General features: G+C 65.1%; 17 protein-coding genes. 11 read left to right on the forward strand and 6 right to left on the reverse strand.

The genetic code is table 11. The features are described from left to right. Positions 1 to 25: 25 nt before the first annotated feature. The 3 genes from AC1DEM_RS03820 to AC1DEM_RS03830 are packed head-to-tail and all read left to right on the forward strand — an operon-like array spanning position 26 to position 1,680. The gene (locus AC1DEM_RS03820; RefSeq protein WP_476883191.1) at positions 26 to 778 is read left to right on the forward strand and encodes an aquaporin; all 753 of its coding nucleotides are present in this window, start codon (positions 26 to 28) and stop codon (positions 776 to 778) included. A 30-nt stretch (positions 779 to 808) separates the two neighbouring features. Next, the gene (locus AC1DEM_RS03825; protein WP_476883192.1) at positions 809 to 1,159 is read left to right on the forward strand and encodes an ArsR/SmtB family transcription factor; all 351 of its coding nucleotides are present in this window, start codon (positions 809 to 811) and stop codon (positions 1,157 to 1,159) included. A gap of 35 nt (positions 1,160 to 1,194) precedes the next feature. Beyond that, entirely contained in the window at positions 1,195 to 1,680 is a 486-nt protein-coding gene (locus tag AC1DEM_RS03830; RefSeq protein WP_476883239.1) for an N-acetyltransferase family protein, read from the forward strand. On the opposite strand, the gene AC1DEM_RS03835 is transcribed toward AC1DEM_RS03830, so the two are convergent. Next, a complete protein-coding gene (locus AC1DEM_RS03835; protein WP_476883193.1) occupies positions 1,677 to 2,294 on the reverse strand; it encodes a MerR family transcriptional regulator in 618 nt (205 codons plus the stop codon). The genes AC1DEM_RS03830 and AC1DEM_RS03835 overlap by 4 nt on opposite strands. A 70-nt stretch (positions 2,295 to 2,364) precedes the next feature. On the opposite strand from AC1DEM_RS03835, the gene AC1DEM_RS03840 reads away from it, so the two are divergent. Continuing rightward, a complete protein-coding gene (locus AC1DEM_RS03840; protein ID WP_476883194.1) occupies positions 2,365 to 2,841 on the forward strand; it encodes a DUF4188 domain-containing protein in 477 nt (158 codons plus the stop codon). 16 nt (positions 2,842 to 2,857) lie between these two features. On the opposite strand, the gene AC1DEM_RS03845 is transcribed toward AC1DEM_RS03840, so the two are convergent. Next, positions 2,858 to 3,088, reverse strand: coding sequence for a zinc-ribbon domain-containing protein (locus AC1DEM_RS03845; protein ID WP_476883195.1), 231 nt, complete (start codon positions 3,086 to 3,088; stop codon positions 2,858 to 2,860). A 28-nt stretch (positions 3,089 to 3,116) separates the two neighbouring features. Next, positions 3,117 to 3,830: a TetR/AcrR family transcriptional regulator C-terminal domain-containing protein gene (locus AC1DEM_RS03850; protein WP_476883196.1), complete on the reverse strand. Its 714-nt coding sequence runs from the start codon at positions 3,828 to 3,830 to the stop codon at positions 3,117 to 3,119. 272 nt (positions 3,831 to 4,102) lie between these two features. Here AC1DEM_RS03850 and AC1DEM_RS03855 point away from each other — a divergent pair, with 272 nt between their 5' ends. The 5 genes from AC1DEM_RS03855 to AC1DEM_RS03875 all read left to right on the forward strand — a co-directional run bounded on the left by AC1DEM_RS03855 (position 4,103) and on the right by AC1DEM_RS03875 (position 6,434). Further along, positions 4,103 to 4,360, forward strand: coding sequence for a hypothetical protein (locus AC1DEM_RS03855; RefSeq protein WP_476883197.1), 258 nt, complete (start codon positions 4,103 to 4,105; stop codon positions 4,358 to 4,360). 5 nt (positions 4,361 to 4,365) lie between these two features. Further along, positions 4,366 to 4,794, forward strand: a complete 429-nt coding sequence (locus AC1DEM_RS03860) for a hypothetical protein (RefSeq protein WP_476883198.1) — start codon at positions 4,366 to 4,368, stop codon at positions 4,792 to 4,794. A gap of 50 nt (positions 4,795 to 4,844) precedes the next feature. Next, positions 4,845 to 4,997: a hypothetical protein gene (locus AC1DEM_RS03865; RefSeq protein ID WP_476883199.1), complete on the forward strand. Its 153-nt coding sequence runs from the start codon at positions 4,845 to 4,847 to the stop codon at positions 4,995 to 4,997. 103 nt (positions 4,998 to 5,100) lie between these two features. Beyond that, positions 5,101 to 6,156, forward strand: a complete 1,056-nt coding sequence (locus AC1DEM_RS03870) for an iron-containing redox enzyme family protein (protein ID WP_476883200.1) — start codon at positions 5,101 to 5,103, stop codon at positions 6,154 to 6,156. A 29-nt stretch (positions 6,157 to 6,185) separates the two neighbouring features. Then, entirely contained in the window at positions 6,186 to 6,434 is a 249-nt protein-coding gene (locus tag AC1DEM_RS03875; RefSeq protein WP_476883201.1) for a CDGSH iron-sulfur domain-containing protein, read from the forward strand. A gap of 32 nt (positions 6,435 to 6,466) precedes the next feature. Here the strand turns inward: AC1DEM_RS03875 and AC1DEM_RS03880 are convergent, their stop codons facing one another. Further along, a complete protein-coding gene (locus AC1DEM_RS03880) occupies positions 6,467 to 7,330 on the reverse strand; it encodes a PhzF family phenazine biosynthesis protein (RefSeq protein WP_476883202.1) in 864 nt (287 codons plus the stop codon). A 266-nt stretch (positions 7,331 to 7,596) separates the two neighbouring features. Beyond that, the gene (locus AC1DEM_RS03885; RefSeq protein WP_476883203.1) at positions 7,597 to 7,974 is read right to left on the reverse strand and encodes a MarR family winged helix-turn-helix transcriptional regulator; all 378 of its coding nucleotides are present in this window, start codon (positions 7,972 to 7,974) and stop codon (positions 7,597 to 7,599) included. A gap of 84 nt (positions 7,975 to 8,058) precedes the next feature. On the opposite strand from AC1DEM_RS03885, the gene AC1DEM_RS03890 reads away from it, so the two are divergent. Beyond that, positions 8,059 to 9,537: an MFS transporter gene (locus AC1DEM_RS03890; RefSeq protein ID WP_476883204.1), complete on the forward strand. Its 1,479-nt coding sequence runs from the start codon at positions 8,059 to 8,061 to the stop codon at positions 9,535 to 9,537. Positions 9,538 to 10,006: 469 nt separating this feature from the next. Beyond that, positions 10,007 to 11,602 (forward strand): glycoside hydrolase family 68 protein, encoded by a 1,596-nt coding sequence (locus AC1DEM_RS03895; RefSeq protein WP_476883205.1) that lies wholly within the window; start codon positions 10,007 to 10,009, stop codon positions 11,600 to 11,602. A 449-nt stretch (positions 11,603 to 12,051) separates the two neighbouring features. Here the strand turns inward: AC1DEM_RS03895 and AC1DEM_RS03900 are convergent, their stop codons facing one another. Continuing rightward, complete coding sequence (locus AC1DEM_RS03900) at positions 12,052 to 12,708, reverse strand: M15 family metallopeptidase (RefSeq protein ID WP_476883206.1); 657 nt, start codon at positions 12,706 to 12,708, stop codon at positions 12,052 to 12,054. Positions 12,709 to 12,745: the final 37 nt, after the last annotated feature.

Here is a 12,745-nt window from a genome sequence, read left to right on the forward strand (position 1 = left end):
TAATTCCTTCGGTCAAGCTGTTGGCATGACTTCCAACCAGCCGCCGCTGTGGCGCCGCGCCGTCGCCGAACTGCTCGGCACCAGCCTGCTCGTGGCAATCGTCGTCGGCTCCGGGATCGCCGCACAGCAGCTTTCCCCCAATGACATCGGCCTGCAGCTGCTCCAGAACAGCACCGCCACGGTGCTGGGCCTGACGGTTCTGATCCTGGTGCTCGGGCCCGTGAGCGGCGCGCACTTCAACCCCGTCGTGTCCCTCGCCGACTGGATCCTGGGCCGACGCGACGGTACCGGACTGGCCCTGCCGGAGCTCTGCACCTACATCGTTGCCCAGACCGTGGGGGCGGTCAGCGGCAGCGTGGTCGCGAACGCCATGTTTGAGGTGGGCACCGCCATTTCCGTCAAGGAACGCACGACGCCGGGACATCTGCTGGGTGAGGTTGTCGCGACCGCGGGGCTCGTCCTGCTGATCTTCGCCCTAGCCGCCACCAACCGTGGCGTTCTTGCCGCGCCGGCGGTGGGTGCCTACATCGGAGCCGCATACTGGTTCACGTCCTCGACGTCGTTCGCGAACCCGGCCGTGACGGTGGGCCGCATCTTCAGTGACACCTTCGCCGGCATCGCACCGGCCTCCGTTCCGGGATTCGTCGTGGCGCAGCTGGTTGGCGCGGCAGTAGGCCTTGGTCTCCTTCTCGTCCTGTTCCCCTCCGCGGCCCGCAGCGCGGACGACGTCGTCCTGGCGCACAGTGCCGAAACGGGCCGCCCGCAGCCGATACATTGATGATTATCAATATCAGGCCATAATGGGTACATGACCTCGCTGCCTATCGTCGAATCAGCCACGGATGAAGCCTGCTGCGTTCCCGCAGGACGGCCCACCCTGAGCGCCGAAGACGCCCAGCAGAGGGCTCTGGTTTTCAAGGCGCTGGCCGATCCGAACCGGCTCCGGCTGCTCTCCCTCGTCAAGGCCGGCGATTCCGGCGAGGCATGCGTCTGCGACCTCACCGAACCCCTGGACCTGGGCCAGCCGACGGTGTCCCACCACCTGAAGATCCTGGTCGAGGCCGGGCTGCTGCATCGCGAAAAGCGCGGCACCTGGGCCTATTACTCCCTGATGCCCGGGGCGCTCGAGCAGGCGGCCGGACTCCTGGCAACCCTGTGACCGCGCACGAAGGGTCTGGGGTCAAGATCCGCTCCATGCGCGAGGACGACTGGCCAGCCGTCCGGGGGATTTACCGCGAAGGAATCGCCACCGGCCACGCCACCTTTGAAGCAGACGTGCCGGACTGGGAACGCTTCACCAGTTCCCGGCTCCCCGGCCATCGTCTTGTCGCCGAGGGACACGGGGGCGCCATCCTCGGCTGGGCGCCTGTCTCCGCCGTGTCCGCGCGGCCCGCATATGCCGGCGTGGTGGAACACTCCGTCTACGTCGCCGCAGAAGCCCGTGGCAGGGGAGTGGGAGCCGGACTGCTTCAGGCCCTGGCGGCGTCGACCGAGCAATGCGGGATCTGGACCATCCAGGCCAGTGTCTTCCCCGAAAACGAAGCAAGCCTGAAGCTCCACCTCGCAAACGGTTTCGCCGTCGTCGGCCGGCGAAACCGCATCGCCCGTATGAGCTACGGCCCCAGTGCGGGGCAATGGCGGGATACGGTGCTGATCGAGCGGCGCTCCCCGGTCATCTAGGACTCCGTCCCGCCAAACCGCTGGAAAGATGCGCTTTGCTGGGCAAGCCGGCGCATGGCCAGAAGTACCGGTTCCATCAGGAGCGTTCCGAGAACCACGTGCTGCATCGCGGCCTCGGCCGAATCCGTGGGAACACTTTCGACGTCGGCCTCTGCGATGTCCTGCATGGCCGAGGCATAGCGGTCCAAGAGCGCGGCCGGCGCGTCGAATCCTGCCTCCGAGAGCCCGTGCAGGGCCTTTACCAGGGCCGCTTGGGTATCGCGGTCGCAAGTCTCTGCGCCCCAGCCCCAACGGTCCAAGAGCTTTTGTGCCGAGGAGAGGTCGACGTCGTCCGGTGCGGTCCGGGTGACCGCGTGGTGCGCTATTCCGAGCAGGTCGTGGCCGGACTGTGGCGGGTTTTCGAGGCCACGAAGTACCTCGCGGGTGGCGCTGACGCTGAGCCCCGCGGTGCCAATGAGTGCCCGGATCAGCTTCAACCGTCGCACATGCGAGTCGTCGTAGCGGGCCTGGGTCGCGGAGGTCAGCACGCCGTCGTGAAGTAGTTTCTCCCGAAGGTAGTACTTGATGGTGGCCACAGGAACCCCGGTGGCAGCGGCCAGTTGTGAGATGCGCAAAGTTTCTCCTTGACTTAGATAGTGGCACTCGCCAATATTGGAGAGTATCGGTATCTAGTTAGGGGAAAGTATGGCACGCATCAACGCTGGACGTTTCACGCACCGCCATTCAGGTGATTTGGTGGTCTTCCTCATCGGCATGCGCATCAACAGTCCCTGGCGGCCGGATCTGTGGCTGCCGGCCTTACTGGCGATGCCGAGCATGCTGGCCGAACTCTTCCGGGAGCCGGGTTCCGGCCTTCTTGGTTGCCGGTTCGCCCTCGGCGCCGGCGGGCCGGTGATCGTGCAGTACTGGGAGTCGGTGGAGAAGCTGTATGCCTACGCGAGTGCGCCCGAATCCGAGCACAGGCCGGCCTGGACGGCTTTCAACCGCCAGGCAAGAAAAGCCCCCAAGGCCGTCGGTATCTGGCACGAGACATTCCAGGTGAGCCGAGCCGAGAGCATGTACGTCTCGATGCCTACCGAAGGTCTCGCGAAAGCCACGGAACTAGTGCCTGTCGGGCCCGGAAGCCATCACGCGAAGGATCGGCTGTCTAAGCCCCGCTGATGCCGCACCGGCCTGCCTAGCTCAGGAGCATGTTTTTCTGCCGCGGCTTGACGACCGAGTTCTGTCCGCAATTGGAGCAGGTGATGTTGAAGGCCTTGGAGGTGGTGAAGACGGGGATGAAAAACAGGGTGAATTTGGTGGCGCGTTCTTGCAGTCGATGCTGCACGAACTGGTGGCAGTACTGGCACGTTGCCATCCGTTCGGGAAGGCCGCGCAGCACCGTCTTGAGGCCGAGGAGGAGAAACATGGCGGATCCTTTCAAGGGAATTTCCGGATCAGGGTTTGGCCGAGGCTCCCGGTGGCGGGAGATGGGCTGCCAGGCCTGAAAGCAGGATGCTGATTCCTTCATCCAGTTCGGCCATCCCGTCGTAGTCGGCAAGGACAGGGGCGAGGGACCGGAGGCGGGGGAAGTCTTTCGGCGGCAAACGGTGCAGGCCCAGGCGGAGAAGTGCCTCGTTTTCGTCGGGGTCGACGACGAATTCCTGCAGTTCGTTGAGGATGTGCCCGTAAAGGTATCCGTAGTAGGCGCGGTAGACGTGCAGGGCGTCAACAGGCGCGAATCCGGCGTCGATCAGCAGCGACAGGATCTGCTCCAGCGGCCGCAGCGTCCCCAATGGCCGGAGGCCCAGGGGCGTTGACAGGGGGCGGGTCACAAGCAGCGGAACGACGTTGGGGTGCCGGAGGGCGAGCTCGCGCAGGTCGTGGGCAATGCGTCGGAGCTGCGCCTGCCAGTCCGGATCATCGGGAAAGATGACCAGTTCATTCAGGACGAGCTCTGAGACGCCGTCCAGCAGTGCTGCGCGGTTTTCTGCGTAACGGTACAGGCCCATGGGATCCCGCCCGAGTTCCTGCCCGAGCCTGCGCATGGTGAGGGCGTCGAGTCCTTCGGCGTCCACCAATGCCAGCGCCGCGGATAGAACAACGTCCCGGCTGAGCCGCGTCTTCTTGCCAGGAGTCGCTGGGGGCGCCGGATACTCTTCGGGCGACATGGTGTTCCGTTCAGGTTGGTGCGGACTAGTCACATTTCAAGGTAATTAGCTGGTTGCTTAATGTGTAGTCTACGCCTACAGTCTACATTGTAGAGAAGTTGTTTTGACTGGTCCCAGAGCACGTGGACTCCCAGCTCGACAGCACTTTATCCCCGGATCTGCGGTGACGCAGCAGGCCGGGGTCATGCTTCAGCGCCCCGTGCACGGCCTGGATGCTTAGCTGCTGTAGCCACACGGCGGCACAAAATGCACCGCGAGGAAACGAGCCACTCATGGCAACTTCTCAGTATGACCAATTCCTGCAGGAAGCCACTGCCCAAGACCCTGCATCCGACCACGCCCTGGGCAAGGACTGCCTCTACGGCCTCTACACCAGCTGGTGCTTCCTTAGCCAGGCCACGCCCCGACCCGAAGATGCCTTCTGGGCGGCCATGAAAGAGAAGCAGATCCATCCCAAGCGCAACGGCCTCCGCATGAAAGGACCTGCCGCTGCGGACTACATCCTGGCCAGCTACCCGGGCCTGGTCTGACCCGGATGACCATCACGTCAAGCACGTACGTGCCACGGGATGCCCACCAGCCCCGGGGCCGCCGGCCATGGTGCGCGACATGCGACACCGACCGGCACCTCCTTCTGGACTCCGTCACCACGATGAATCCGCAGCGGGAAACCCTCGCGGCAGCCATCAGCTGCACCAATTGCGGAAGCTCGCACGTGGTTGCTACCACTGCGGCATTTCTCGCAGCCATCCCGGGGCGGAACGGAAACAGCGGCGGCGCCGTCCACCGCGACGACGCCTACAGCCACTGCCAGGAGCCGATGTCCGCGGTGGACCCCGAGCGGCGCAGCGCGCATCGGCCGGTTTCCACTCACGCCGGCACCCCGGATTTTTTGGGCGACTATTTCCGGACCCGTGTTCTGCGCTGCCGGTGCGGGTTCCAGATGGAAATACCCGGCCCATGACAGGCAGCATCCTCCCGGGCCTGTATCCAACAAAGTATTAGGGGCACACCGTGACCAACCACAGCACACCCATCGCCGGGCACTCCGCGGCCCCCAATCAACTCCCCGGGCTGATGGACATGGATCTGTCGCCGCAGGGACTTGCGGACGCCCCGGCGAACGAAGTCGACGCGGACAGCCTCGTCTACACCGGCAACAGCTAAACAGTGGACCCTGGCCCCGCCGGCTTCACCCCCGGGCCGGGCTCACATCGACGCACCATCACCAACCCCGGCCACTACCGCTGGGGCCCACGTAGGAGAAAACATGAAGATCCCTGACGCGCGCGGACCCATAAGCGGAGGGCTCTTCCGGCTCTTGGCGGGCAGGACCGGAGATGATTCCGCAGCACAGGGCGCGCTGCACGATCTCATCGAGGCGCAGCTGCCACTCACCGATGACATCATCGACGACGGCGACATCCAGCTGACCCTGTTCTGCCTTTATGAGCTGCATTACGGCGGCCTGGACGGAGTCGATGACCGCTGGGAATGGAGCCCCGGTCTGATCGCGCTCCGGCAGCTGCTGGAGGAACCGTTCGAGATGGCGCTGCGGTCCGCGGCCCGCTTGTCCGCAGGACCGGTTCAGTCTCCTCCTGCCGCGGTCCTGGACAGTGACGCTGTGGCGGACATACTGTTTGGGCTCGCGGGCCAGGATGGTGGACCCAGCATGTCCCGTTTTGTGGCGAAGAAGGCGACCCTCGAACAGCTCCGTGAATTCCTGGTCCACAAATCGATCTATCAGCTCAAGGAAGCCGATCCGCACACCTGGGCGATCCCGAGGCTGACCGGTCGGCCCAAGGCTGCGCTGGTGGAGATCCAGGCCGACGAGTACGGCGGAGGCCGGCCGGACCGCATGCACAGCGCCCTTTTCGCCCGGACCATGCGAGGACTGGGGTTGGACGACGTCTACGGCCGCTATGTGGACGCCGTCCCGGCCATCTCCCTCGCCGCGGTCAACATGATGTCCCTTTTCGGACTGAACCGCAGACTGCGGGGAGCCATCTCAGGGCATCTGGCGATTTATGAGATGACGTCCTCCCGGCCGAACCAGCTGTACGGCAACGGTTTCCGGCGGCTCGGATTCGGACCCGAGGTGACCGCGTACTTCGACGAGCACGTCGAGGCGGACGCTGTGCACGAACAGATCGCAGGCAGGGATCTCGCCGGCGGGCTCGTGGAGGCAGAACCGGACCTCTTTCCCGACGTCCTGTTCGGCGCGACGGCGGTGCTCGCCATCGACGCACGGCTCACCCTCCACATCATGGAGGCATGGGAAAACGGCACGTCCTCGCTGAAATCGCTCGTCCCCGCCGCGGTCTGACCGGGCACGAACCCAGACAGGGAAAATCCATGAACCAGAACCCGCAGGAATCTTCCGGCGACGGCGCCATTGTTATTTGTCCCGACGGGCCAATCCTGGTCCGCGGCGAATTCGAGATCGTCACCCCGTCCGGGGAAGCAGTGCCACGGACGCGCAAAACAATCGCCCTGTGCCGCTGCGGCGCGTCCGCGATCAAGCCCTACTGCGACGGTACCCACAAATTGATCGGGTTCCGGACCGAAATCCGCGCTACCCCGGGGACGAAGGACGCGACGTAAGGAACCCTGCCCGGCTCTGATCAGCTGTTGCCCTAGGCGGCGGGGATTCGGACAGCCGTGCCGCTCACCACTATTCCGCCGGCGGCGGGAATGTCCACGGTGAGTAAGCCCGGGCGGCCGACGTGCCGTCCCTGGTGGATCAAGACCCTCGCCGGGGGCCCGACCAGGCCCAGGAGGCGCAGGTAGGCGCCCACCGCCGCAGCGGCGGCCCCTGTTGCGGGGTCCTCGGTGATGGCTCCGACGGGGAACAGATTCCGGGCTTCGAATTCGCCATCCGCAATGCGGTGCAGGACGGCCACCGTTGCGGCCCAGCCCTGAGCGTCCATGAGCCGGCGCACTGCCTCCGGATCGAAGCCAAAGGAGTCGAAAAGGCTGCGGTCGGCCAGGACCAGCACCGGATGCCAGTTCCCGGAATAGGCGATCCGCGGCGGGTAGGCGGGATCGAGATCCGCCGGCCCGACGCCGAGCAGGCCGAGGAGTTCGGCCAGGACGCCGTCGTCGAATACGGCCACCCGTGGCTCCACGGCGGTAAACGATGCGGTGATGTCGGCGCCGTCGCCTGCTGTTTCGATGACGACGGGGCCGACGGGGGTGTCGAAGGTGAAGGATCCAGCCCCGTCGCGTGCGCTCAGCGCAACGGCCAGCGCGATCGTCGCATGGCCACAAAACGGGACCTCGGCGATCGGGGAGAAGTAGCGAACCCGGCTACGGCGCGGGTCCCCGCCGACGCCCGGCTCCGTTACAAAGGCCGTTTCGGCGTACCCGACGGCGGCCGCCACGGCCAGCATCCCGGCATCGTCCAGATGGCCGGCATCCAGGACCAGGCCTGCAGGATTGCCGCCGTCCGGCGTCGTGGAAAAGGCCGCATAACGGAGGACCTCGGGGGAGTTTTCCATACCAGGATCCTCCCACGTCCGGCCGTCAGCGGGGCCATGGGGCGGTAGATGATCATCAGGGTCCTCCTCTTGGCGGGTGTTCCTGTGACCACTCTGTTGCAGCGGAATTGCTAGGGACTCAGGGGAACCTTTGCGCTGGCTGGGTTTGGCGCAGGTGACCTGAAGCCCCGATGCCATCCGCGGCCGTCGGGGGCCTGCAAAAGGCGTGCCCTAGCTCTTCCGGTCGATTGGCATAGCTGCCTGCTGTTCCCAAAGGGGGATACGGTTCAGGGAAGGTTTTCCTTGAGCAGGGCGCGGTGTTCTATGGCGGCTTCCCGGTGGAGTGCGCGGCCGGCGTCGGTGAGTTCCAGAAAGAGTGAGCGCCGGTCATCTTCGCAGGAATGGCGGGAAATGAGGCCGGCCTTGTCGAGCCGGTCCACCACCTTGGACATAGCGCTCTGGGTCATGGGGGTGCGCTCACCCAGTTGCTTCATCCGGCACGCAGCGTCTTTGCTTTCGGCCACGAGATCCAGGATTTCAAATTCGGTCAGGCCGATGTTGAATCGCGTTTCCAGGGCACGGTCGATCGCCCCCGCGGTGCGGAAGTACGTGGTCTGGATGCTGCGCCATTGCTCAACCAGCTGGCGGTCCTGCGGTGTTGCCATGCCGAAATTCTAGTTCATGACGAATTAAAAGTCCACGTCATAATATTCCTTGTCATTCAATGACGTGTCATATAGGTTGGTGCCATGACCTCAACTTCCACTCTTGACAGACCTGCCGGCGAACGGCTTACTCCCGTCCGCTGGACGCGTGCGCAGTGGATGCTGCTCCTGGTCTTGTGCACCGTTCTGGCGCTCGACGCGCTGGACGTATCCATGGTGGGTGTGGCCCTGCCCTCGATCGGCACCGAACTTCACCTGGAAACCGAATCACTCCAGTGGATCGTCTCCGCCTACGTGCTCGGCTACGGAAGTCTGCTCCTGCTGGGCGGCCGGATGGCCGATCTGCTCGGCCGGCGGCGGATCTTCCTGATTGCACTCAGCGTGTTCGCCGCAGCTTCCCTGCTTGGCGGCCTGGTGGATGACCCGGCCCTGCTGATCGGCACCCGCTTCCTCAAGGGACTGGCGGCCGCGTTCACTGCTCCCGCCGGTTTCTCGATCATCACCACCAACTTCGCGGAAGGCCGCGAACGCAACCGGGCTGTGTCCATCTTCACCACTTTCGGCGCCAGCGGTTTCTCACTCGGGCTTGTGGTCGGAGGCCTGATGACGGCCATGAGCTGGCGCTGGACCTTCCTGGTCTCGGTCCCGGTGGCGGTCGCCGTCGTGCTTCTTGGCCTGAAATTCATCCCCCGGGACAACGCCGCCGGCAAGACCGAAGGCAGCGGACAGGACAGCGGGCACGACCCCTGGGGCGCCGTCACCCTCGCCGCCGGCATGCTGGGGCTCGTGTACACGCTTGTTGCGGCACCCGGGAACGGCTGGGGATCTGTGGCAACTATCGCCGGATTCGTGGCCTCCGCAGCGGTGCTGGCGGCCTTCGCGGTGATCGAGAACCGTGTCCGGCACCCCCTGATCCGGTTCGGCATTCTCAGGGAAGGCTGGGTGGCGCGGGCGAACCTCAGCGCCGTGGGCCTGTTCGGCTCCTACTTGAGTTTCCAGTTCATCCTCACGCTCTACCTGCAGTCCGTGCTGGGCTGGAGCCCCCTCGGCATGGCCCTGGCGCTCCTTCCCACGGGCCTGCTGGTGGCCTCGAGCGCACCGTTCGCGGACCGGCTCATCCACAAGTTCGGCGCCCCGCGGCTGATCCTGACCGGTTTGGCCTCCCTGACGCTCGGCTACCTGCTGTTCCTGCGGGTGGGCACCTCGCCGAACTACGTGACGGACATTCTGCCCTCAGTTCTGCTGCTGGGCGTCGGCTTCGCCCTGGCCTTCCCGTCCATCAACGTCCAGGCCACCGCCGGCATCCGGAACTCGGAACAGGGCCTTGCGGCCGGCCTGATCCAGACCAGCACCCAGGTGGGGGCCGCCCTGGTTCTCGCCGTCACCACTGCCATGGTCAGCGGTCACGGCCACGCGTCCGGCAGGGCCGCCGGCGTTGACGCGGCCGCAATGCTGGAGCAGTACCGCCCGGGACTGGTCCTGAGCGCGGCGGTGGCACTAGCGGCCCTGCTGATCGCCGCGGCGCCCTCCCGGAACCGAAAACGGGTGGCAGCACCTCGCTGAACCGCACGGACGTGACATCCAACCAGAGCCCCCGGCCTCGGCCGGGGGCTCTGGTGCGCCGTGCCCAAGCCGCCGTGCTGGGCTGAACGGCGGCTGCCTTTCGGGCGGCAGGCGGGTAAACAGCCGGCGACCTCGATCATAAATCATATTTTTTATGAACATTTGACTCCAGATTAGCGCCATGGCACGCGCGCGGAGATGTCGTGCAAGCGCTTACATTCGTTGCGTTCTAAACCGCTTTAGTGCCGGAAATGCGGTTTTGAATCCTGGCCAGCACTGTCTACGGTGATGAACGTCCGGGAAATCAGCACCCTCCCGGGCCATCAGGCGGGGCCCTACCGAGGTCCCGCCCCTCGACACAATGGCGTCCTCGATGACGCCTGCGGTGTCAGCGGGGCTGCCGGAGTTTCGGGGATAGAGGGCACACGCCCGTCTTCCACGAATGGTCTCACTCCGCGAGAAGAGCAAAATGCACGAGCACCCCAATACACCCCGGAAGCTGCGGTGGCGTTCAGTCGCCGCGGCACTGGCAACGGCCGTTGCGGCCTCCGTCTTCCTTTCCGTCCCGTCGGCGCAGGCAAACGCGCCCTCGGATCCGCCGAGCGGCGGGCAAATGCCGGCTCCGACGCCGGGCTTTCCCCTACCCACCAAGCACACCCAGCAGCCGTTCGATCCGGCCGCGGCCTTCACCTCCAAGTGGACGCGTGCGGATGCCAAACAGATCATGGCCCAAAGCAGCACCGCCGTGTCCCCGGGCCAGAACTCCATGAGCCCCAACGTCACCATGCCGGAAATCCCGCCGGACTTCCCGGCCATGAACGACGACGTCTGGGTGTGGGACACCTGGTCCCTGACCGACGAGAACGCAAACCAGATCAGCTACAAGGGCTGGGACGTCATCTTCTCGCTCGTTGCCGACCGCCACGCCGGCTACGGCTTCGACCAGAGGCACTGGAACGCCCGGATCGGCTACTTCTTCCGCAAGACCAACGCCGACCCGGCCAAGGACAAGTGGAACTACGGCGGACACCTGTTCCTGGACAACACCTCCATCGGCAACACCGAATGGTCCGGTTCCACCCGCCTGATGCAGGGCAACCACGTCGACGTCTTCTACACGGCAACCACTTTCTTCGACGTTGCCGAGCGCAATGCCGGCCGCGGCGGAATCGCCCCGGACGCCGTGATTGCCAAGGCGCTGGGCAACATCCACGCTGACAAGAACGGCGTGAGCTTCGACGGCTTCGAGCACACCAAACTCCTTGAGCCGGACGGCGTCCTGTACCAGAACAAGGCCCAGAACCCGGGCTTCGCCTTCCGCGACCCGTACACGTTCGCAGACCCGGCGCACCCCGGTAAGACCTTCATGGTCTTCGAAGGCAACACCGGCGGTAAACGGGGCGACTACAAGTGCACGAACGCGGACCTGGGCTACCGCCCGGGGGACCCGAATGCCGAGACACTTGAACAGGTCAACAGCACCGGGTCATGGTTCCAGACCGCCAACGTGGGCCTGGCAGTGGCGGACAACAAGGACCTGACAAAGTGGCACTTCCTGCCGCCGGTCCTGTCCGCCAACTGCGTGAATGACCAGACCGAGCGTCCGCAGATTTTTATCCAGAACGAGGGCGGCAAGAACAAGTACTACCTGTTCACCATCAGCCACCAGTTCACCTACGCGGATGGCATGCGCGGCCCCGACGGCGTCTACGGCTTTGTGGGCGACGGCGTCCGTTCCGACTACCAGCCCATGAACAACAGCGGCCTGGCTCTGGCATCCCCCACGGACCTGAACATGCCGGCCAATGCGCCCGAAGGACCGGATGCCCGCCAGAACGGCCGGCAGTTCCAGGCGTACTCGCACTACGTCCAGCCGGGCGGTCTGGTGCAGTCCTTCATCGACAACGTGAACGGCGTCCGCGGCGGTTCCCTCTCGCCCACCGTGAAGATCAACTTCCGCAACGGAGTTTCGGCAGTTGACCGCACCTTCGGCCAGAACGGCCTGGGCCCGTTCGGGTACCTGCCCACGAACCTCAAAATCGGCGGCGCGGGCCTGTACAAGTAGTCAGCAGGCAGTCATGAGGCGGAAGCGCCCGGAACTCCGGGCGCTTCCGCCCTCCGCACATACGGGCCATGGATGGGGCGGGATGGCTTCCACCAGAACCAGGAATGTTGAACCCATGAATAACCTCGCCCGCGCGCTGAGGCTGAAAAATTGAATCCATTTCGACGCCGGCGCCCACCGCAGTGGCGGCCTGCCGTTTCCTTCGCCAAGCGGGCATGCAGACATGCCGTAGGGAAGTTCTCTCCCGGAATGCCGAGCCTCCGGACGATCTGGATTGTGCTGGCAGCCGCGGCCTCGGCCGTTCTGGTTGCGGTGGCGCTGGTTCCTGCGGCGGGACCCTGTCCGGGCGCCCAGAGCCCGGCCGCGCAAGGCCAGACCGGACCGGCGCCTTCAGCTTTTAACCGGTTCACCAGGCCTGCCGCGCAATCGACCGCACGGCGGGAAATCCTTTACCGGAGATAATCCGGGGCCGCTTCCAGACCGAAGTACTCCTCGAGGGTGCTGATCCCGGTCCAATGCATATCCTCGGCAATGGCCCGACCCACATAGCGCAGATGCCAGGGCTCGTAGGTGTAGCCGGTGGTGGCCCCGGCCCCGGCCGGATATCGGATGATGAATCCGTACTCCCAGCCGTGCCCCGCCGCCCACTGGCCCGCCGGGGTATTTGCGAAGCAGGCTTGCAGGGCGCAGATTCCGCTGGCATTGCCGATGTCCATCGCCAGGCCGGTCTGGTGTTCGCTGTAGCCGGGCCTGGCGGAAAGGGTGTCCGCCGTCGCCTGTCCATACTGGCGCACGTAGCTGTCATAGAGGCTGGCCTGCTGGCTGAACGATCGGTAGCCGCTGATCGGCAGGATGGTCACGCCGGCCGCCTTGGCGGCTTTGGCAAACTGCTTGTAGGCGTCCGCGGCCGGCGCCCGCAACCGTTCCGCCTGGACTCTGACCAGCTGACCCGGCACATACGCGGCCGGGTTCAGCTGCCGGTGCTTGTTGACCACCACCTGCAGGCTGGAGGCGGAATTGAAGTCGTAGACTGCCGCGGCCGCTGCCGTCACGGACGGTGCGATCATGCCGAGCGAAAGCACCAGCCCCGCCACAGCACGTGTCATCCTGCTGATTCCTATAAGCACGGTGGCCTCCAAGAAG

Source organism: Arthrobacter sp. 05T420 (assembly GCF_056396305.1).

Bases quoted from the DNA above. Each gene is read 5' to 3' on its own strand.
- AC1DEM_RS03840 (WP_476883194.1), top strand. From the start codon at position 2,365: ATGGCACGCATCAACGCTGGACGTTTCACGCACCGCCATTCAGGTGAT.
- AC1DEM_RS03875 (WP_476883201.1), top strand. From the start codon at position 6,186: ATGAACCAGAACCCGCAGGAATCTTCCGGCGACGGCGCCATTGTTATT.
- AC1DEM_RS03855 (WP_476883197.1), top strand. From the start codon at position 4,103: ATGGCAACTTCTCAGTATGACCAATTCCTGCAGGAAGCCACTGCCCAA.
- AC1DEM_RS03890 (WP_476883204.1), top strand. From the start codon at position 8,059: ATGACCTCAACTTCCACTCTTGACAGACCTGCCGGCGAACGGCTTACT.
- AC1DEM_RS03820 (WP_476883191.1), top strand. From the start codon at position 26: ATGACTTCCAACCAGCCGCCGCTGTGGCGCCGCGCCGTCGCCGAACTG.
- AC1DEM_RS03825 (WP_476883192.1), top strand. From the start codon at position 809: ATGACCTCGCTGCCTATCGTCGAATCAGCCACGGATGAAGCCTGCTGC.
- AC1DEM_RS03860 (WP_476883198.1), top strand. From the start codon at position 4,366: ATGACCATCACGTCAAGCACGTACGTGCCACGGGATGCCCACCAGCCC.
- AC1DEM_RS03870 (WP_476883200.1), top strand. From the start codon at position 5,101: ATGAAGATCCCTGACGCGCGCGGACCCATAAGCGGAGGGCTCTTCCGG.
- AC1DEM_RS03850 (WP_476883196.1), bottom strand. From the start codon at position 3,830: ATGTCGCCCGAAGAGTATCCGGCGCCCCCAGCGACTCCTGGCAAGAAG.
- AC1DEM_RS03895 (WP_476883205.1), top strand. From the start codon at position 10,007: ATGCACGAGCACCCCAATACACCCCGGAAGCTGCGGTGGCGTTCAGTC.
- AC1DEM_RS03900 (WP_476883206.1), bottom strand. From the start codon at position 12,708: ATGACACGTGCTGTGGCGGGGCTGGTGCTTTCGCTCGGCATGATCGCA.
- AC1DEM_RS03885 (WP_476883203.1), bottom strand. From the start codon at position 7,974: ATGGCAACACCGCAGGACCGCCAGCTGGTTGAGCAATGGCGCAGCATC.
- AC1DEM_RS03880 (WP_476883202.1), bottom strand. From the start codon at position 7,330: ATGGAAAACTCCCCCGAGGTCCTCCGTTATGCGGCCTTTTCCACGACG.
- AC1DEM_RS03830 (WP_476883239.1), top strand. From the start codon at position 1,195: ATGCGCGAGGACGACTGGCCAGCCGTCCGGGGGATTTACCGCGAAGGA.
- AC1DEM_RS03845 (WP_476883195.1), bottom strand. From the start codon at position 3,088: ATGTTTCTCCTCCTCGGCCTCAAGACGGTGCTGCGCGGCCTTCCCGAA.